The organism is Paracoccus sp. (in: a-proteobacteria) (assembly GCF_030604785.1).
Lineage (GTDB): Bacteria > Pseudomonadota > Alphaproteobacteria > Rhodobacterales > Rhodobacteraceae > Paracoccus.
Genome location: NZ_JAUVVF010000028.1, coordinates 1 through 18,974, shown reverse-complemented (window position 1 = coordinate 18,974; position 18,974 = coordinate 1). Strand labels below are relative to the sequence as shown.

Sequence of the window (18,974 nt, the reverse complement as noted above, 5' to 3'; positions counted from 1 at the left end):
GGATTTGCAGCCGCGGTTTCGTCGAATTAGCAGCCCGGTGGCGTGAGGTTTCGCGCCGCCGGGTTTCTGGATGCCTGCACGAGACCGACAAAGGACGCCCCGATGAGCGACGCCACCCCCGATTACCGCGACACCGTCTTTCTGCCCCAGACCGATTTCCCCATGCGCGCGGGCCTGCCGCAGCGCGAGCCCGAATGGCTGGAGCGTTGGGCGCGGATCGGCGTCTATGACCGCCTGCGCGCAACCGCCTCGGGGCGCACGCCCTTCGTGCTGCATGACGGCCCGCCCTATGCGAACGGGCATCTGCATATCGGCCACGCGCTGAACAAGACGATCAAGGACATCGTGGTGCGCTCGCATCAGATGATGGGGTTCGATGCGCGCTACGTGCCAGGCTGGGATTGCCATGGTCTGCCCATCGAATGGAAGATCGAGGAGAAGTACCGCAAGGAGGGCCGCGACAAGGACGCGGTCGACATGGTCGAGTTCCGCCAGGAATGCCGTCGTTTTGCCGATGAATGGGTCGGCATCCAGCGCGAGGAATTCAAGCGTCTGGGCGTGACCGGCGCCTGGGACCGGCCCTATCTGACGATGGATTTCCACGCCGAGGCCGTCATCGCGGCCGAGTTCATGAAGCTGGTGATGAACGGCTCACTCTATCAGGGCTCGAAGCCGGTGATGTGGTCGCCCGTCGAAAAGACCGCCCTGGCCGAGGCCGAGGTCGAGTATCACGACCATACCAGCCACACGATCTGGGTGCGGTTCGCTGTGGTGAGCGGGTCGGGTATTTTTGCAACGGAGAAAGATGCGAGGGTGGTCATCTGGACGACGACCCCCTGGACCATTCCCCAGAACCGCGCGGTCGCGTTCAACCCGGCCATTGCCTATGGTCTTTATGAGGTCGGCAGTGTCGCCGAGGGCTCGACCGCCCAGCCGGGCGAGCGGCTGGTTCTGGCCGATGCGCTGGCCGAAGGCGTGATGACCCAGGCCAAGGTGTCGGGCTTCACGCGGCGTGCCGATGTGACCGCCGCCGATCTGGAGGGGCTGGTCCTGGCCCATCCGCTGCGCGGGGTCGCGGACGGAGCGGGCGAGTGGGACTATGACGTCCCCATGCTGCCGGGCGATCACGTCACCGACGAGGCCGGGACGGGCTTTGTCCATACCGCGCCGAGCCATGGCGATGACGATTACCAGCTTGGCCTGCGCTTCAAGCTGCCCATGACCTATAATGTCGAGCCGGATGGCAGCTATCGCAAGGATCTGCCGCTGTTCGGCGGTCAGGCGATCATCGCGCCCGATGGCAAGGAGGGCCCGGCCAATGTCAGCGTGATCAAGCAGCTGGCCTGGGCGGGCGCGCTGCTGGCCAAGGGCAAGATCAAGCATTCCTACCCGCATAGCTGGCGGTCCAAGGCGCCGCTGATCTATCGCAACACGCCGCAATGGTTCGCCGCGATCGACAAGCCGCTGGATGACGGGATGGGCCAATACGGCGACACGATCCGGACGCGGGCGCTGAACAGCGTCGACAAGCTGGTGAAGTGGTGGCCCCAGACCGGGCGCAATCGCATCCATTCGATGGTCGAGAACCGCCCCGACTGGGTCCTGTCGCGCCAGCGCGCCTGGGGCGTGCCACTGACCTGCTTCGTCAAGCGAGGGGCCAAGCCGACCGACGAGGATTACCTGCTGCGCGATGCCCGCGTGAACGAGCGCATCATCGCCGCCTTCGAGGCCGAGGGTGCCGATATCTGGTATCGCAATGGCTTCAAGGCGCGGATGCTGGACGGGATCGTGGATCCAGAGGCCTATGAGCAGGTCATGGACGTGCTGGATGTGTGGTTCGACAGCGGCTCGACCCATGCCTTCGTGCTGCGCGACCGCGAGGATGGCGCGCCGGACGGCATCGCCGACGTCTATCTGGAGGGCACCGACCAGCATCGCGGCTGGTTCCAGTCCTCGCTGCTGCAGGCCAGCGCGACCAAGGGCCGGGCGCCCTATCGCAACGTGCTGACGCATGGCTTCACGCTGGACGAGAAGGGCATGAAGATGTCCAAATCGCTCGGCAACACCATCGTCCCGGCCGAGGTGATCAAGCAATACGGCGCCGACATCCTGCGACTGTGGGTGGCGCAGGCCGATTACAGCGCCGACCAGCGCATCGGCCCCGAGATCCTGAAGGGCACCGCCGACAGCTATCGCCGCCTGCGCAACACGCTGCGCTTCCTGCTGGGCGCGCTGCACGGCTATTTGGAGGCCGAGCGGATCGAGCCCGCAGAGATGCCCGAGCTGGAGCAATGGGTGCTGCACCGTCTGGCGCAGCTGGATCATCAGGTCCGCAAGGGCTATGCCTCGTTCGATTTCCAGGGCGTATTCCAGACGCTGTTCCAGTTCTGCACCGTGGATCTGTCGGCCTTCTATTTCGACATCCGCAAGGACGCGCTTTATTGCGACGGTGCCGACAGCGCGCGGCGGCGCGCGGCGCGCACGGTGCTTGACCTGCTGTTCCACCGGCTGGTGACCTGGCTGGCGCCGATCCTGCCCTTCACGATGGAGGATGTGTGGCTGTCACGCTTCCCCTCGGATGACGACAGCGTGCATCTGCATGATTTCGCACCGACACCGGCGGATTGGCTGAACGAGCCGCTGGCCGCGAAATGGGACCATGTCCGCCGCGCCCGCCGCGTGGTGACCGCCGCGCTGGAGGTCAAGCGGACCGACAAGACCATCGGCGCCAGCCTCGAGGCCGCGCCGGTCGTCCATGTCGAGGATGCCCAGATGCTGGCTGCGCTGAAATCGGTGGCCTTCGCGGATGTCTGCATCACCTCGGATCTGGTCCTGACCGCCGATCCCGCCCCGGCCGAGGCCTTCCGCATGGCCGAGGCACCCGGCATCGGCGTGGTCTTCGAAACCGCCGAGGGCGAAAAATGCCAGCGCTGCTGGAAGATCCTGCCTGATGTGGGCAGCCACAAGCATCCCGGTACCTGCGCGCGCTGCGACGCGGTTCTGGGATGAGCGATGACGACCTGCGCGAGGCCATCCTTGCGCGGGTCGCCCGATTGCGCCCCGGCACGACCTGCTGCCCAAGCGAGGTGGCGCGCGCCCTTGCCGCCGACTGGCGCCCGCTGATGGCACCGTTACGCCGTGTCGCGCTAGAACTGGCGGCGGCCGGGCGTATCGCGGTCCTGCAGAAGGGATCGCCCGCCGGGCGGGAACCGCGCGGTCCGATCCGGCTTGCGCTGCCCGTCAGGGGGATGGCCGACGAAAAGGCAGACTGATCAGCAATACCGTCCGACGGGGCGCCTGCGGCGCGAGACCTGCATGAAGGGCAGGGGTCAGACCAGCCACCAGCCCTTGGCGCGGATCTGGTTGCGGATCGCGCGTTCCTGCCGCGGCAGGGGCTTGCCCTCGAAGAGGGGGCGTACCTTCTCTCGGCCTTTCTGCTGATAGATCAGCTTGCGGGCCGGTTCCCATTCGCGCAGGTGGCGGCGGATCGACTTGTCGGCCACCGCGTCTTCGAGATGGGCGATCTGGGCGTCGCTGCCAAGCGCGTAGAGCAGCGGCAGCTTGCGGTAATGGAAGGTCACATCGCCATCCAGCCCGGCCAGGTCGGGGCCGGGCCTGCCGCCGCCGAAGCTGTGGATCACGATCGGCAGCACGACCTGATCCAGCCAGGGGTCCATCACCTGACAGGCCAGTTCGTCATGGGGATCGTCGCGCAGCGTGCGCGCCCATTCCAGATAGCGGCGTCCGAACTCGACCGGGTCGTTGCCCAGAAACCAGCCCGCGTTGAAATAGAGATAGCGTTCCCAATGCTCGTCCGGCTGGTCCAGGTCGAGGCTGGAGGCGAAATCCAGGCCGAAGCGGTCATAGATCGACTTCCAGATCGCGCCGTAGCCCGGACCGTAAAGCGGGGGTTGCGGCCAGGTCCCCTCGCGCCGCATCGATGCCGAGGGGCGCGCGAAATCCGCCGCGACCCCGTCCAGCGGTCCGGTGATCAGCGTGTCGGTGTCCAGAAACAGGAACGGCTCGCCGGGGGGCAATAGCGGCAGCGCCTCGATCTTGTTGCCCTGCGGATAGGCGGCGCCGAAGGTCGTCGCGGTAAAGGGCAGGATCTCGGCGCCCAGATCGGTCAGGATCGCGCGCCCGGCATCGGACAGCGTGGTCTCTTGCCCAGCCCAGGCCCCCTCGGGACGGGGTTCGGCCAGAATCGCGCGCCCGCGCCACTCGGGCGATGCGCGACGCAGGCTGGCCATGAGGATGATCGCCTCGAATTCAAGCCGCCCGGACTGGGCAATGGCCAGAATGTTCGCGTGACCTGACTGGTTCATGATGCGGCAACTCGAGGACTGGTAACACCAGCGCACAGGATAGGGCCTGTGCCCCCGCCGCGAAAGCCCCAGAACGCGTGATGCCCATAAAATGCGCGCAACCGGTCCGGAAAGCCGAGTGATTTCAGAGAGGGAGGGGAAGTGGTGGGCGACCCTGGAATCGAACCAGGCATGGGTCTCCCCGGCGGAGTTACAGTCCGCTGCCGCACCTTGCAGCTCGTCGCCCGCCGAACGCTTTCGGCGTGGGGCGGTGATTAGCCTCCCCGTCAGGGGGCGTCAAGCGCATTTCCGGCGCGGATCTGCGGGGGTTGCGCGAAATCCGCCTGCGGCGCATTCAGGCAGGGACAAAGGAGCCCCGCGATGAACGACAAGACCCGCAAGAGCCAGAAACCCTCTTGGGTGATCGACAAGGAACGCGCCCGCCGCGCCGCCGCTGCCGAGACGGTCTGGCTGTTCGGCCTGCATGCGGTGCGCGACGCGCTGGCCAATCCCGAACGCAAGAAGCTGCGGCTGGTGGTGACGGCCAACGCGCTGGCGCGGCTGGGCGATCTGCACGGCATGACGCCCGAGATCACCGATGCCCGTGTCTTCGACAAGACCGTGCCGCTGGCGCCCGAAAGCGTGCATCAGGGCGCCGCGCTGGAGGTCAAGCCGCTGCATTGGGGCAGCCTGTCCGAAGTCGCGCTGCGGCAGGCGCCGGGCGAATCGCGCCCGCTGCTGGTGGCGCTGGACCGCGTGACCGACCCGCACAATATTGGCGCGATCCTGCGATCGGCCGAGGTGTTCGGCGCCCGCGCCGTCATCGCGCCTGCCCGCCATTCCGCCCCCGAGACCGGCGCGCTGGCCAAGACCGCCTCGGGAGCGCTGGAACGCCAGCCCTATCTGCGCGTCCCGAACCTGGCCGAGGCTCTGGTGCAGCTGAAGAACATGGGCTTCATCCTGATCGGGCTGGATGGCACGGGCGAGGTTCTGTTGCCCGACCTTCTGGAGACGCTGCCGGGCCGGGCGCTGTGTCTGGTCATGGGCGCCGAGGGCCCGGGCATGCGCGAGCTGACCACCAAGACCTGCGACCACATCGCGCGCATCCCCTTTGCCGCCGATTTCGGGTCGCTGAATGTCAGCAATGCGGCGGCGGTCGCGCTTTACGCGGCGGGGCGCTAGGGCGTGGCTGCGTTGCGCACGCATCACAACGCTGCGACATGACGAACCGGTGCGTTGAGATTCGCGGGCCGTGCTGCCAAATGAGGCTCAGCCACCATGATCCGAGCCACGATGCGTAAGCTGATTCCCCTCGCCCTGACCGGCATGATGCTGGCTGGTCCGGCCCTCTCGCAGAACTGGGCGTTGGGCGGGCATGATCCGGTCGGCACCGTGCAGGCGGGACAGGCCGTGCCGGGACGCAGCGACATCGCCACCATGTGGAAGGGCGAGCTGTGGCATTTCGCCTCTGAGGAGAATCGCGCCCGGTTCGAAGCCGATCCCCGCGCCTATGCCCCCGCGCTGGACGGCTACTGCCCCGTCGCGCTGTCCGAGGGGCGCCGGGAACGCGGCGATCCGCGCCATTTCGTGGTGATCGGCGGCGATCTCTACCTGCTGGCATCGTCTTCGGCCGAGAGACGGCTGCGCGAGGCGCCTGCCGATATCATCGCACGCGCCCGTGCTGCGCTTGGCCGAAACTGATCCCCTGACCGCCCGCCACGATTCGCGTAACCTTTTCGTGAGTGCGCTGGAACATTTGCGGGGTGATGCACATTTACATCTCAGGACATGACCCCGGAACGGTCATGTTCGGATCACTGTCCCTCGTTCCGCACTTGCGCCCGGCCAGATTCTGGACCGGGCGCTTTTTCTGTGGCAGCGTGGCTACAACCTTCGGATGTAAGGTGAGGGAGGAAGCTTCATGGACATGTTGATGACCGAGGATGAGGATATCGCCCGCATCGCCCGCGACGTGCGGGTGATCGCCATGGTGGGGCTATCGCCCAACGAGGACCGACCCAGCTGGGGCGTCGCCCGGTTCCTTCAGGCGCAAGGCTATCGCGTGATCCCGGTCAATCCCGGCCATGCCGGGGGCGTCATCCTGGGGGAGCGGGTCTATCCGTCGCTGGCCGCGATCCCCGATGACGAGGGCGTGCAGATGGTGGACATCTTCCGTCGTTCGGAAGCGGTGGAGGCCATCGTGGACGAGGCGCTGGCGCATCTGCCCGACCTGTCGGTGATCTGGACCCAACTTGGCGTGCGCGACGACGCGGCGGCCGACCGCGCCCGGCGCGCGGGGATCACCGTCGTGCAGGACCGCTGCCCCAAGATCGAGTTTCCGCGCCACGACTGATCCTTTCGGCGCGATGCCGCCTCCGGTGTCATCCCGGGGGCGGCGACGGTTATCCGCTTGACGCCGCTGCGGCCAGCTTCTAATCAGGCGCGACCGCAGGGGTATAGCTCAGTTGGTAGAGCATCGGTCTCCAAAACCGAGGGTCGGGGGTTCGAGTCCCTCTGCCCCTGCCAGGTCCTTCCGACGAAACGCATGATCGACAGGCCGGGTGCCGCATCCGGTCCTGAAGCGTCATGCGGGGCCACGCCCGCGCTGCCTTGAAAACTGCGCCGGTCCCCGCTAGATGATGCCCAGCAATCGAGGAGCCTGAGCCGTGGCCAATCCCGTCCAGTTCATCAACCAGGTCCGCGCCGAGGCGGCCAAGATCACCTGGCCGACGCGCCGCGAGGTCATCACGACCACGATCATGGTCTTCATCTTCGCCTCGCTGACCAGCCTGTTCTTCTTCCTCGTCGATCTGGCGATCCGAACCGGCCTGACGCAGGGGCTGCGCCTGATCAGCGGCTGACGCCAGGGGTTGCAATCGCCGGGCGAGGGCGTTAATAGCCCCGGACTGTCCGGCGACCGGCGTGCATCGAATCCGCATGCGCGCCGATTTCGATTTTGTCGGACATATTTGGAATTCAGAGGGTTGGCGCCGTCCGGGCGCGATTCTCGGAACACGAGCAGGGGTCGATCGAGACATGGCAAAGCGTTGGTATTCGGTCAGCGTCCTGTCGAACTTCGAAAAGAAGGTCGCAGAGGCGATTCGCCAGGCCGTCGCCGAGAAGGGTCTCGAGGACCAGATCGACGAGGTCCTGGTCCCGACCGAGGAAGTGATCGAGATCCGGCGCGGCAAGAAGGTCACTTCCGAGCGTCGCTTCATGCCCGGTTACGTGCTGGTCCACATGGACATGTCGGACCGCACCTATCACCTGGTCAATTCGATCAACCGCGTGACGGGCTTCCTTGGCGCCCATGGCAAGCCGATGCCGATGCGCGACGACGAGGTGAACGCGATGCTGAACCGCTCGGGCTCGGGCGAGCCCGCGGCGCCGCGCAACCTGATCCGCTTCGACGTGGGCGAGAAGGTGAACGTGACCGACGGTCCGTTCGAGGGCTTCTCGGGCATGGTCGAGGAGGTCGACGAGATATCGTCGCGCGTCAAGGTTACGGTCTCGATCTTCGGCCGCCCCACGCCGGTCGAACTGGAATTCACGCAGGTCAGCAAGACCTCGTGATTGGCTGCGGGAGGCCGCGCCCGGACGGGCAGGCCGGACCGCTAAATCGGCCCCTCAAGCGGGCTTGATGATGAAGGAGTAGGCCAGATGGCCAAGAAAGTTGTCGGCAGCCTCAAGCTGCAAATCAAGGCGGGTCAGGCGAACCCGTCGCCCCCCGTTGGCCCGGCCCTGGGTCAGCGGGGCATCAACATCATGGAATTCTGCAAGGCGTTCAACGCCAAGACGCAGGAGATGGAGCAGGGCTCGCCCGTTCCCGTGGTGATCACCTACTACGCCGACAAGTCGTTCACCTTCGAGACGAAGACGCCCCCGGCGTCCTTCCTGCTGAAGAAGGCGGCCGGTCTGAAGCCCGTGGGCAAGCGCAACCGCGCCAAGGGTTCGGAGAAGCCGGGCCGTGCCGTCGCGGGCACCGTCACCGTCAAGCAGGTGCGCGAGATCGCCGAAGCGAAGATGAAGGACCTGTCCGCGAACGACGTCGAAGCGGCAATGAAGATCATCGTCGGCTCGGCCCGTTCGATCGGCATCGAGGTGAAAGGCTAAGTCATGGCAAAGCTGTCCAAGAAAAAAGCCGCCGCCCGCGCCGCGTTCGAAGGCAAGACCAACCTGACCGTCGAAGAGGCCGTCAAGCTGGTGAAATCCGCCGCCTCGGCCAAGTTCGACGAAACCGTCGAGATCGCGTTGAATCTGGGCGTTGATCCGCGCCATGCCGACCAGATGGTCCGCGGCGTCGTCACGCTGCCCGCCGGCACCGGCAAGGATGTCCGCGTCGCCGTCTTCGCCCGTGGCCCCAAGGCTGACGAAGCCAAGGCCGCCGGTGCCGAGATCGTCGGCGCCGAGGACCTGCTGGAGACCATCCAGTCCGGCAAGATCGAGTTCGACCGCTGCATCGCGACCCCGGACATGATGCCGCTGGTGGGCCGCCTGGGCAAGATCCTGGGCCCGCGCAACCTGATGCCGAACCCCAAGGTCGGCACGGTGACGATGGACGTGAAAGCCGCCGTCGAAGCCGCCAAGGGTGGTGAAGTCCAGTTCAAGGCCGAGAAGGCGGGCGTCGTCCATGCCGGCATCGGCAAGGTCTCGTTCGACGAGGACAAGCTGGCGCAGAACCTGCGCGCCTTTGTCGACGCCGTGCAGAAAGCCAAGCCCACGGGCGCGAAGGGGACCTACATGAAGAAGGTCTCGATCAGCTCGACCATGGGGCCGGGCGTGTCGGTGGACGTCCTGTCCGCGACCGGCGCCTGAGCCTGAAGAATTTCCCGGCCTCCCTTGCGGGCGGTCGGGGATGGCGGGGCGCCAATCGCCCCGTCCTGTCCGAGACGGAGGGTGCGGGGAAACCCGCTTAATATCCTTCCCGAGATGGGGAAGCATTTTTCCGAAGACCGCGCTGCGGCCCTTCGGGTGATCTTGCCCTAGCGGACCCGACCCTCGGCCCCGGCCGTGGGAAAAGTGAGAGCCGGGGGGATACCCCCCTACTTGGAGTGAAACCGTGGATAGAGCACAAAAAGAACAGGTGGTCGAAGAACTCGGCCAGATCTTTGAAAGCTCTGGCGTCGTGGTGGTTGCCCACTACGAGGGGATGACGGTTGCACATATGCAGGACCTCCGTGCGCGCATGCGCGAAGCGGGTGGTTCGGTTCGCGTTGCCAAGAACAAGCTCGCCAAGATCGCCCTGGAAGGTAAGCCTTGCGCCAGCATCGCCGACTACCTGACGGGCATGACCGTGCTCACCTATTCGGAAGATCCCGTGGCTGCTGCCCGGATCGCCGACAAATACGCCAAGGACAACGATCGTTTCGTGATCCTGGGCGGTGCAATGGGTGATCAGGCTCTGGATCCGGCCGGTGTGAAAGCCGTCGCCTCGATGCCGTCGCGTGAAGAGCTCATCGCTCAGATCGTGTCCTGCATCGGTGCGCCCGCGTCGAACATCGCCGGTGCCATTGGCGCGCCTGCCTCGAACATCGCGAGCATCCTCACGACTCTGGAAGAGCGCGAGGCTGCGTAAGCAACCCCATTCCTTCATGTGGTCGATGACCCGATGTTGGAACACTAACTGGAAAGAACGGAAAAATGGCTGATCTGAAGAAACTCGCCGAAGAAATCGTGGGCCTGACCCTGCTGCAAGCCCAGGAACTGAAGACCATCCTGAAGGATGAGTATGGCATCGAGCCCGCCGCCGGCGGCGCCGTGATGGTTGCCGGCCCCGCCGCCGCTGCCGAAGCTGCCGAAGAGAAGACCGAATTCGACGTCGTCCTGGTCGACGCCGGCGCCAACAAGATCAACGTGATCAAGGAAGTGCGTGGCATCACCGGTCTGGGCCTGAAAGAAGCCAAGGACCTGGTCGAAGCCGGTGGCAAGGTGAAAGAAGGCGTGTCGAAGGCCGAAGCCGAAGACTTCAAGAAAAAGCTGGAAGACGCCGGCGCCAAGGTCGAACTGAAGTAATCGGCCCTTGGCCGGTCGCTGAGATCGCACGAAATGGGCAGGGTCCGGGATTTCCCGGTCCCTGCCGAACCTGTCTTGAAGGTCGGTCTGACGCACAGACCTCCCTTCAGGGCATGTTCGAGGTTCGGGAGCTTCGCGGTGGGACGCGCGGCACGAATGGAACCTCAACCCTGCATTCGTAGGCGCGTTCCGGGGGCCCCGACCCGGCCGCGCGCGAAGACGAAAGGTGACAAGACCCCATGGCGCAGTCCTATGTCGGCCAGAAGCGCATCCGGCGCTATTACGGCAATATCCGCGAAGTTCTCGAGATGCCGAACCTCATCGAGGTTCAGAAATCCTCGTATGACCTGTTCCTGAACTCGGGCGAGGGCACGGGCCACCACGACGGAGAGGGCATCCAGGGCGTCTTCCAGTCGGTCTTTCCGATCAAGGATTTCAACGAGACGGCTGTTCTGGAATTCGTGAAATACGATCTGGAAAAGCCGAAATACGACGTGGACGAATGCCAGCAGCGCGACATGACCTATGCCGCGCCGCTGAAGGTCACGCTGCGCCTGATCGTGTTCGATGTCGACGAGAACACCGGCGCGAAGTCGGTCAAGGACATCAAGGAACAGGACGTGTTCATGGGCGACATGCCCCTGATGACGCAGAACGGCACGTTCATCGTGAACGGAACCGAGCGGGTCGTCGTCAGCCAGATGCACCGTTCGCCGGGCGTGTTCTTCGACCATGACCGCGGCAAGACGCACAGCTCGGGCAAGCTGCTGTTCGCCTGCCGGATCATCCCCTATCGCGGCTCGTGGCTGGATTTCGAATTCGACGCCAAGGATCTGGTCTTCGCGCGCATCGACCGCCGCCGCAAGCTGCCGGTGACGACCCTGCTCTATGCGCTTGGCATGGACCAGGAAGGCATCATGGACGCCTTCTACCAGACGGTGAACTACTCCCTGCGCCGCGAGGGGCGCGAGCAGGGCTGGGTCACCCGGTTCTTCCCCGAGCGCGTGCGCGGCACCCGTCCGGCCTTTGATCTGGTGAACGCCGATACCGGCGAGGTCATCACCAAGGCCGGCGACAAGGTGACGCCGCGTCTGGTCAAGAAGCTGCTGGACTCGGGCGAGCAGGTGAACCTGCTGCTGCCGTTCGAACGCATCGTCGGCCGCTTCATCGCCAAGGACATCGTCAACGACCAGACCGGCTTCATCTATGCCGAGGCCGGCGACGAGATCACCGCCGATTACAACAAGGAAGGCGATCTGTCGGGCGGCCTGCTCAAGGTGCTGCTGGACAATGACATCACCGAGGTTCCGGTTCTGGACATCGATCATGTCAATGTCGGCCCCTACATCCGCAACACGATGGCCGCCGACAAGAACATGAGCCGCGACGGCGCGCTGATGGACATCTACCGCGTCATGCGCCCGGGCGAGCCGCCCACCGTCGAGGCCGCGCAGACCCTGTTCAAGAGCCTGTTCTTCGACGCCGAGCGTTACGACCTGTCCGCCGTGGGCCGGGTCAAGATGAACATGCGCCTCGATCTGGACGCGCCGGACACGCAGCGCACGCTGCGCCACGAGGATATCGTGGCCTGCGTTCGCGGCCTTGTGGAGCTGCGCGACGGCAAGGGCGAGATCGACGACATCGACCACCTCGGCAACCGCCGGGTGCGCTCGGTCGGCGAGCTGATGGAGAACCAGTATCGCGTCGGCCTGCTGCGCATGGAGCGTGCCATCCGCGAGCGCATGTCCGGCGTCGAGATCGACACCGTCATGCCGCAGGACCTGATCAACGCCAAGCCGGCCGCGGCCGCGGTGCGCGAGTTCTTCGGCAGCAGCCAGCTGTCGCAGTTCATGGACCAGACGAACCCGCTGTCCGAAGTGACGCACAAGCGCCGCCTCTCGGCCCTCGGGCCGGGCGGTCTGACGCGCGAGCGCGCGGGCTTTGAGGTCCGCGACGTTCACCCGACCCATTATGGCCGGATGTGCCCGATCGAGACGCCGGAGGGCCAGAACATCGGCCTGATCAACTCGCTGGCGACCTTTGCCCGCGTGAACAAGTATGGCTTCATCGAGACTCCCTACCGCAAGGTGATCGAGGGCAAGGTCACCGACGAGGTCGTCTACATGTCCGCGACCGAGGAAATGCGCCACACCGTGGCGCAGGCCAACGCCACGCTGGACGCCGAAGGCCGGTTCGTGGACGAGCTGATCTCGACCCGTCAGGCGGGCGACTTCATGCTGAACCCGGTCGATGCCGTCGATCTGATCGACGTCTCGCCCAAGCAGTTGGTCTCGGTCGCCGCGGCGCTGATCCCGTTCCTGGAAAACGACGACGCCAACCGCGCGCTGATGGGCTCGAACATGCAGCGTCAGGCGGTTCCGCTTCTGCGGGCCGAGGCGCCCTTCGTCGGCACCGGCATGGAAGCGACCGTGGCCCGCGATTCGGGCGCCGCGATCATGGCGCGCCGCAGCGGGATCATCGACCAGGTGGACGCGCAGCGTATCGTCGTTCGCGCGACCGAGGATCTGGGCGCCGGTGACGCGGGCGTGGACATCTATCGTCTGCGCAAGTTCAAGCGCTCGAACCAGTCCTCGACCATCAACCAGCGCCCGCTGGTGAAGGTCGGCGAGAAGGTCGTGAAGAACCAGGTCATCGCGGACGGTCCCTCGACCGACCAGGGCGAGCTGGCCATCGGCCGGAACGTGGTCGTCGCCTTCATGCCGTGGAACGGCTACAACTACGAGGACTCGATCCTGATCTCCGAGCGGATCCACCGCGACGACGTGTTCACCTCGATCCATATCGACGAATACGAGGTGGCTGCCCGCGACACCAAGCTGGGGCCGGAGGAGATCACCCGCGACATCCCGAACGTCGGCGAGGAGGCCCTGCGCAACCTCGACGAGGCCGGCATCGTCTATATCGGCGCCGAGGTCGGGCCGGGCGACATCCTGGTGGGCAAGATCACCCCCAAGGGCGAAAGCCCGATGACGCCGGAAGAGAAGCTGCTGCGCGCGATCTTCGGCGAGAAGGCGTCCGACGTGCGCGACACCTCGCTGCGTCTGCCGCCGGGGGCCTATGGCACGATCGTCGAGGTGCGGGTCTTCAACCGCCACGGCGTCGACAAGGACGAGCGTGCGCTGCAGATCGAGCGCGAGGAAGTCGAGCGTCTTGCCCGCGACCGGGACGACGAGCAGGCGATCCTGGACCGCAACATCTATGCGCGCCTCAAGACGCTGATCCTGGGCAAGACCGCGCTGAAGGGGCCGAAGGGCATCAGGGCGAACAGCGAGATCACCGAGGAGCTGCTGGGCACGCTGTCGCGCGGCCAGTGGTGGCAGCTGGCCGTGTCCGAAGAGGACGTGGCCAAGGAGGTCGAGGCGCTGAACCAGCAATACGACACTCAGAAGAAGCTGCTCGAGGCCCGCTTCGAGGACAAGGTCGAGAAGGTCCGCCAGGGCGACGACCTGCCGCCGGGCGTTATGAAGATGGTCAAGGTCTTCGTCGCCGTGAAGCGCAAGCTTCAGGCCGGGGACAAGATGGCCGGTCGTCACGGCAACAAGGGCGTCGTGTCCAAGGTCGTGCCGATCGAGGACATGCCCTTCCTGGCCGACGGCACGCCCGTCGACCTGGTGCTGAACCCGCTCGGCGTGCCGTCGCGGATGAACGTGGGCCAGATCCTCGAGACGCATATGGGCTGGGCGTCGCGCGGCCTCGGGATCAAGATCGACGAGGCGCTGGAGGAATACCGGCGCAACGGCGACATGACCCCGGTGCGCGAGGCGATGCGGATCGGCTATGGCGACGAGATGTATGCCGAGACCTTCGCGGACATGGACGACGAGACGCTGCGCGAGCATGCCGGAACGGTGCGGACGGGCGTTCCCATCGCCACGCCGGTCTTCGACGGCGCCAAGGAGGCGGACGTGAACGACGCGCTGACGCGGGCGGGCTTCGACACTTCGGGACAGTCCGTGGTGTTCGACGGCCGCACCGGTGAGCAGTTCGCGCGCAAGGTCACCGTGGGGATGAAATACGTCCTCAAGCTGCACCACCTTGTCGACGACAAGATGCACGCCCGCTCGACCGGGCCGTACAGCCTCGTCACGCAGCAGCCGCTCGGCGGCAAGGCGCAGTTCGGCGGTCAGCGTCTCGGCGAGATGGAGGTCTGGGCGCTGGAAGCCTATGGCGCCGCCTACACGCTGCAGGAGATGCTGACGGTCAAGTCGGACGACGTCGCCGGCCGGACCAAGGTCTACGAGTCCATCGTCAAGGGCGAGGACAACTTCGAGGCCGGCGTCCCGGAAAGCTTCAACGTGCTGGTCAAGGAGGTCCGGGGTCTGGGCCTCAACATGGAACTCCTGGATGCGGAGGAAGAGGAGTGAGGGCGAAAGCCCTCACCCACCCCCCACGCGCCCTTTCAAGGATTGAAAAATGAACCAGGAACTCGCCACCAACCCGCTGAACCCGCTGGCCCCGCCGCGGCAGTTCGACGAAATCAAGATCTCGCTGGCCTCGCCCGAGGAAATCCTCGCCTGGTCCTTCGGCGAGGTGAAGAAGCCCGAGACGATCAACTACCGCACGTTCAAGCCGGAACGTGACGGCCTCTTCTGCGCGCGCATCTTCGGGCCGATCAAGGACTACGAGTGCCTGTGCGGCAAGTACAAGCGCATGAAGTATCGCGGCCTCGTCTGCGAGAAATGCGGCGTGGAAGTCACGCTGCAGAAGGTCCGCCGCGAGCGCATGGGCCATATCGAGCTGGCCGCCCCCGTCGCCCACATCTGGTTCCTCAAGTCGCTGCCCTCGCGCATCGGCCTGATGCTGGACATGACGCTGCGCGATCTGGAGCGGATCCTCTACTTCGAGAACTACGTCGTCATCGAGCCGGGTCTGACCGACCTGACCTATGGCCAGCTGCTGACCGAGGAGGAGTTCCTCGACGCGCAGGACAATTACGGCGCCGACGCCTTCCAGGCGGATATCGGGGCTGAGGCGATCCGCGCCATGCTGGCGAACATCGACTTGGCGGCGACGGCCGAGCAGCTGCGCGAGGACCTCAAGGAGGCCACGGGCGAGCTGAAGCCGAAGAAGATCATCAAGCGCCTGAAGATCGTCGAGTCGTTCCTCGAGTCGGGCAACCGGCCCGAATGGATGGTGCTGACCGTGATCCCGGTCATCCCGCCGGAACTGCGCCCGCTGGTTCCGCTGGATGGCGGCCGCTTCGCGACCTCGGACCTGAACGACCTCTATCGCCGGGTCATCAACCGGAACAACCGCCTCAAGCGGCTGATCGAGCTGCGCGCGCCCGACATCATCGTCCGTAACGAGAAGCGGATGCTGCAGGAATCGGTCGACGCCCTCTTCGACAACGGCCGTCGCGGCCGCGTCATCACGGGCAACAACCGTCGCCCGCTGAAGTCGCTGTCGGACATGCTGAAGGGTAAGCAGGGCCGCTTCCGCCAGAACCTTCTGGGCAAGCGCGTCGACTTCTCGGGCCGCTCGGTCATCGTGACCGGCCCCGAGCTGAAGCTGCACCAGTGCGGTCTGCCGAAGAAGATGGCGCTCGAGCTGTTCAAGCCGTTCATCTATTCGCGGCTCGAGGCGAAGGGGCTGTCCTCCACGGTCAAGCAGGCCAAGAAGCTGGTCGAGAAAGAGCGTCCCGAGGTCTGGGACATCCTGGACGAGGTCATCCGCGAGCATCCGGTCCTGCTGAACCGCGCGCCCACGCTGCACCGTCTGGGCATCCAGGCCTTCGAGCCGATCCTGATCGAGGGCAAGGCGATCCAGCTGCACCCGCTGGTCTGCTCGGCCTTCAACGCCGACTTCGACGGCGACCAGATGGCCGTGCACGTCCCGCTGTCGCTTGAGGCGCAGCTGGAAGCGCGCGTGCTGATGATGTCGACGAACAACGTGCTGTCGCCCGCCAACGGCGCGCCGATCATCGTGCCGTCGCAGGACATGGTCCTCGGCCTCTACTATACCTCGATGAGCCGCGACGGCATGAAGGGCGAGGGCATGGCCTTCGCCAATGTCGACGAGGTCGAGCACGCCCTCGCCGCCGGCGAGGTGCATCTGCACGCCAAGATCACCGCGCGGATCAAGCAGATCGACGAGAACGGCAACGAGGTGCTCAAGCGCTTCGAGACGACGCCGGGCCGCATCCGCCTGGGGGCGCTGCTGCCGATGAACGCCAAGGCGCCCTTCGAGCTGGTCAACCGCCTGCTGCGCAAGAAGGACATCCAGAACGTCATCGACACCGTCTACCGCTACTGCGGCCAGAAGGAATCGGTCATCTTCTGCGACCAGATCATGGGTCTGGGCTTCCGCGAGGCGTTCCGCGCCGGCATCAGCTTCGGCAAGGACGACATGGTCGTGCCCGACAACAAGTGGTCGATCGTCGAGGAAGTCCAGGAGCAGGTGAAGGAGTTCGAGCAGCAGTATCTCGACGGCCTGATCACCCAGGGCGAGAAGTACAACAAGGTCGTGGACGCCTGGTCGAAGTGCAACGACCGCGTGACCGAGGCCATGATGTCCACGATCTCGGCCACCAAGAAGGACGAGGCCGGCGCCGAGATGGAGCCGAACTCGGTCTACATGATGGCCCATTCGGGCGCCCGGGGCTCGGTCAACCAGATGAAGCAGCTGGGCGGCATGCGCGGCCTGATGGCCAAGCCCTCGGGCGAGATCATCGAGACGCCGATCATCTCGAACTTCAAGGAAGGCCTGACCGTTCTTGAATACTTCAACTCGACCCACGGCGCCCGGAAGGGTCTGTCGGACACGGCGCTGAAGACGGCGAACTCGGGCTACCTGACCCGCCGTCTGGTGGACGTGGCGCAGGACTGCATCATCCGCGAGCATGATTGCGGCACCGACCGAGCGATCACCGCTTCGGCGGCGGTCAATGACGGCGAGGTGATCAGCCCGCTCTCCGAGCGCGTGTTGGGCCGGACCGCGGCCGAGGACGTTTTGGTTCCCGGCACGGACGAGATCATCATCCGCGCCAACGAGGTGATCGACGAACGCAAGGCCGACGCCATCGAGGCGGCGGGCGTGCAGACCGTGCGCATCCGCTCGGCCCTGACCTGCGAATCCGAGGACGGGATCTGCGCGCTCTGCTATGGCCGCGACCTGGCCCGCGGCACGCTGGTCAACATCGGCGAGGCGGTCGGCATCATCGCCGCCCAGTCCATCGGCGAGCCGGGCACCCAGCTGACGATGCGGACCTTCCACATCGGCGGCATCGCGCAGGGCGGCCAGCAATCGTTCCAGGGCGCCTCGCACGAGGGCACCGTCCAGTTCCGCAACGAGAACGTCCTGACCAACGCCTCGGGCGAGCAGATCGTGATGTCGCGGAACATGCAGCTGCTCATCTTGGATGATCAGGGGCAGGAACGCGCCAGCCACAAGCTGTTCTACGGCTCGAAGCTGTTCGTGAAGGAAGGCGACAAGGTCACCCGCGGCCTCAAGCTGTTCGAATGGGACCCCTATACCCTGCCGATCATCGCCGAGAAGGCCGGTATCGCGCGCTTCGTCGACCTGCTGTCGGGCCTGTCGGTCCGCGACGAGACCGACGAGGCGACGGGCATGACCCAGAAGATCGTGACCGACTGGCGTTCCGCGCCGCGCGGCAGCGACCTGAAGCCCGAGATCATCATCATGGATGAGAACGGCGAGCCGGTCCGCAACGACCAGGGCAACCCGGTCAGCTATCCGATGTCGGTCGACGCGATCCTCTCGGTCGAGGACGGGCAGGAGATCAAGGCCGGTGACGTGGTCGCGCGTATCCCGCGCGAGGGCGCACGGACCAAGGACATCACCGGGGGTCTGCCCCGCGTGGCCGAATTGTTCGAGGCCCGCCGTCCCAAGGACCACGCCATCATCGCCGAGGTCGATGGCTATGTGCGCTTTGGCAAGGACTACAAGAACAAGCGCCGCATCACCATCGAGCCGTCCGAAGAGGGCGTCGCCCCCGTCGAATACATGGTGCCGAAGGGCAAGCACATCCCGGTGCAGGAAGGCGACTTCGTGCAGCGTGGCGACTACATCATGGACGGCAACCCGGCGCCGCATGACATCCTGCGCATCATGGGGATCGAGGCTCTGGCCGACTACCTCATCGACGAGGTGCAGGACGTCTATCGACTGCAGGGCGTGAAGATCAACGACAAGCATATCGAGGTGATCGTTCGCCAGATGCTTCAGAAGATCGAGATCCTCGACAGCGGCGACACCACGCTGCTGAAGGGCGAGCATGTCGAGCGTGACGAGTTCGCCGAGGAGAACGCCAAGGTCGAGGCGCGCGGTGGGCGTCCCGCCCAGGGCGAGCCGGTCCTGCTGGGGATCACCAAGGCGTCGCTGCAGACCCGCAGCTTCATCTCGGCCGCGTCCTTCCAGGAAACGACGCGGGTGCTGACCGAGGCTGCCGTCCAGGGCAAGCGCGACAAGCTGGTCGGGCTGAAGGAGAACGTCATCGTGGGCCGCCTGATCCCGGCGGGCACCGGTGGCGCGACCAGCCGCGTGCGCCGGATCGCCTCGGAACGCGATGCCAAGGTGATCGAGGCGCGCCGCGCCGAAGCCGAGGCTGCCGCCGCTCTGGCCGCTCCGGTCGAGACCGGCTTCGGCGGCGACAGCGAAGCCTGATCGCGTCAAGACATG

14 protein-coding genes and 2 tRNA genes are annotated in these 18,974 nt (G+C 65.5%); 14 read left to right on the top strand and 2 right to left on the bottom strand.

What is annotated here, in order from left to right:
- Positions 1-102 precede the first annotated feature (102 nt).
- A complete protein-coding gene (ileS, locus tag QAR72_RS10330; protein WP_304617294.1) occupies positions 103-3,009 on the top strand; it encodes an isoleucine--tRNA ligase in 2,907 nt (968 codons plus the stop codon).
- A complete protein-coding gene (locus tag QAR72_RS10325; RefSeq protein WP_304617293.1) occupies positions 3,006-3,272 on the top strand; it encodes a DUF3253 domain-containing protein in 267 nt (88 codons plus the stop codon). The genes ileS and QAR72_RS10325 overlap by 4 nt, the downstream gene beginning before the upstream one ends.
- A gap of 57 nt (positions 3,273-3,329) precedes the next feature.
- Here QAR72_RS10325 and QAR72_RS10320 read toward each other — a convergent pair whose 3' ends face one another.
- Positions 3,330-4,325 carry a hypothetical protein gene (locus QAR72_RS10320; RefSeq protein WP_304617292.1) on the bottom strand — a complete coding sequence of 332 codons (996 nt, stop codon included), beginning with the start codon at positions 4,323-4,325 and terminating at the stop codon, positions 3,330-3,332.
- A gap of 142 nt (positions 4,326-4,467) precedes the next feature.
- A tRNA-Tyr gene (locus QAR72_RS10315) sits at positions 4,468-4,551 on the bottom strand.
- A gap of 134 nt (positions 4,552-4,685) precedes the next feature.
- Here QAR72_RS10315 and rlmB point away from each other — a divergent pair.
- The 12 genes from rlmB to rpoC all read left to right on the top strand — a co-directional run bounded on the left by rlmB (position 4,686) and on the right by rpoC (position 18,959).
- Positions 4,686-5,486 carry a 23S rRNA (guanosine(2251)-2'-O)-methyltransferase RlmB gene (gene rlmB, locus QAR72_RS10310; protein ID WP_304617291.1) on the top strand — a complete coding sequence of 267 codons (801 nt, stop codon included), beginning with the start codon at positions 4,686-4,688 and terminating at the stop codon, positions 5,484-5,486.
- A gap of 111 nt (positions 5,487-5,597) precedes the next feature.
- Positions 5,598-6,005, top strand: a complete 408-nt coding sequence (locus QAR72_RS10305; RefSeq protein WP_304617290.1) for a YHS domain-containing (seleno)protein — start codon at positions 5,598-5,600, stop codon at positions 6,003-6,005.
- A gap of 220 nt (positions 6,006-6,225) precedes the next feature.
- On the top strand, positions 6,226-6,657 hold the full coding sequence (locus QAR72_RS10300) for a CoA-binding protein (RefSeq protein WP_304617289.1): 432 nt from the start codon (positions 6,226-6,228) through the stop codon (positions 6,655-6,657).
- A gap of 97 nt (positions 6,658-6,754) precedes the next feature.
- Positions 6,755-6,830: transfer RNA gene (locus QAR72_RS10295), tRNA-Trp, on the top strand.
- Positions 6,831-6,970: 140 nt separating this feature from the next.
- Positions 6,971-7,165: a preprotein translocase subunit SecE gene (gene secE, locus QAR72_RS10290; protein WP_304617288.1), complete on the top strand. Its 195-nt coding sequence runs from the start codon at positions 6,971-6,973 to the stop codon at positions 7,163-7,165.
- A gap of 175 nt (positions 7,166-7,340) precedes the next feature.
- A complete protein-coding gene (gene nusG / locus QAR72_RS10285) occupies positions 7,341-7,877 on the top strand; it encodes a transcription termination/antitermination protein NusG (RefSeq protein ID WP_304617287.1) in 537 nt (178 codons plus the stop codon).
- A gap of 87 nt (positions 7,878-7,964) precedes the next feature.
- Positions 7,965-8,417: a 50S ribosomal protein L11 gene (gene rplK / locus QAR72_RS10280; RefSeq protein WP_304617286.1), complete on the top strand. Its 453-nt coding sequence runs from the start codon at positions 7,965-7,967 to the stop codon at positions 8,415-8,417.
- A gap of 3 nt (positions 8,418-8,420) precedes the next feature.
- Positions 8,421-9,119 carry a 50S ribosomal protein L1 gene (gene rplA / locus QAR72_RS10275; protein ID WP_304617285.1) on the top strand — a complete coding sequence of 233 codons (699 nt, stop codon included), beginning with the start codon at positions 8,421-8,423 and terminating at the stop codon, positions 9,117-9,119.
- A 244-nt stretch (positions 9,120-9,363) separates the two neighbouring features.
- The gene (gene rplJ, locus QAR72_RS10270) at positions 9,364-9,879 is read left to right on the top strand and encodes a 50S ribosomal protein L10 (RefSeq protein ID WP_304617284.1); all 516 of its coding nucleotides are present in this window, start codon (positions 9,364-9,366) and stop codon (positions 9,877-9,879) included.
- A 65-nt stretch (positions 9,880-9,944) separates the two neighbouring features.
- Complete coding sequence (gene rplL / locus QAR72_RS10265; protein WP_304617283.1) at positions 9,945-10,316, top strand: 50S ribosomal protein L7/L12; 372 nt, start codon at positions 9,945-9,947, stop codon at positions 10,314-10,316.
- A 239-nt stretch (positions 10,317-10,555) separates the two neighbouring features.
- Positions 10,556-14,701, top strand: a complete 4,146-nt coding sequence (rpoB, locus tag QAR72_RS10260) for a DNA-directed RNA polymerase subunit beta (RefSeq protein WP_304617282.1) — start codon at positions 10,556-10,558, stop codon at positions 14,699-14,701.
- A gap of 49 nt (positions 14,702-14,750) precedes the next feature.
- Positions 14,751-18,959 (top strand): DNA-directed RNA polymerase subunit beta', encoded by a 4,209-nt coding sequence (gene rpoC, locus QAR72_RS10255; RefSeq protein WP_304617281.1) that lies wholly within the window; start codon positions 14,751-14,753, stop codon positions 18,957-18,959.
- Positions 18,960-18,974 lie beyond the last annotated feature (15 nt).

Bases quoted from the DNA above. Each gene is read 5' to 3' on its own strand.
- ileS (WP_304617294.1), top strand. From the start codon at position 103: ATGAGCGACGCCACCCCCGATTACCGCGACACCGTCTTTCTGCCCCAG.
- QAR72_RS10325 (WP_304617293.1), top strand. From the start codon at position 3,006: ATGAGCGATGACGACCTGCGCGAGGCCATCCTTGCGCGGGTCGCCCGA.
- QAR72_RS10320 (WP_304617292.1), bottom strand. From the start codon at position 4,325: ATGAACCAGTCAGGTCACGCGAACATTCTGGCCATTGCCCAGTCCGGG.
- rlmB (WP_304617291.1), top strand. From the start codon at position 4,686: ATGAACGACAAGACCCGCAAGAGCCAGAAACCCTCTTGGGTGATCGAC.
- QAR72_RS10305 (WP_304617290.1), top strand. From the start codon at position 5,598: ATGCGTAAGCTGATTCCCCTCGCCCTGACCGGCATGATGCTGGCTGGT.
- QAR72_RS10300 (WP_304617289.1), top strand. From the start codon at position 6,226: ATGGACATGTTGATGACCGAGGATGAGGATATCGCCCGCATCGCCCGC.
- nusG (WP_304617287.1), top strand. From the start codon at position 7,341: ATGGCAAAGCGTTGGTATTCGGTCAGCGTCCTGTCGAACTTCGAAAAG.
- rplK (WP_304617286.1), top strand. From the start codon at position 7,965: ATGGCCAAGAAAGTTGTCGGCAGCCTCAAGCTGCAAATCAAGGCGGGT.
- rplA (WP_304617285.1), top strand. From the start codon at position 8,421: ATGGCAAAGCTGTCCAAGAAAAAAGCCGCCGCCCGCGCCGCGTTCGAA.
- rplL (WP_304617283.1), top strand. From the start codon at position 9,945: ATGGCTGATCTGAAGAAACTCGCCGAAGAAATCGTGGGCCTGACCCTG.
- rpoB (WP_304617282.1), top strand. From the start codon at position 10,556: ATGGCGCAGTCCTATGTCGGCCAGAAGCGCATCCGGCGCTATTACGGC.
- rpoC (WP_304617281.1), top strand. From the start codon at position 14,751: ATGAACCAGGAACTCGCCACCAACCCGCTGAACCCGCTGGCCCCGCCG.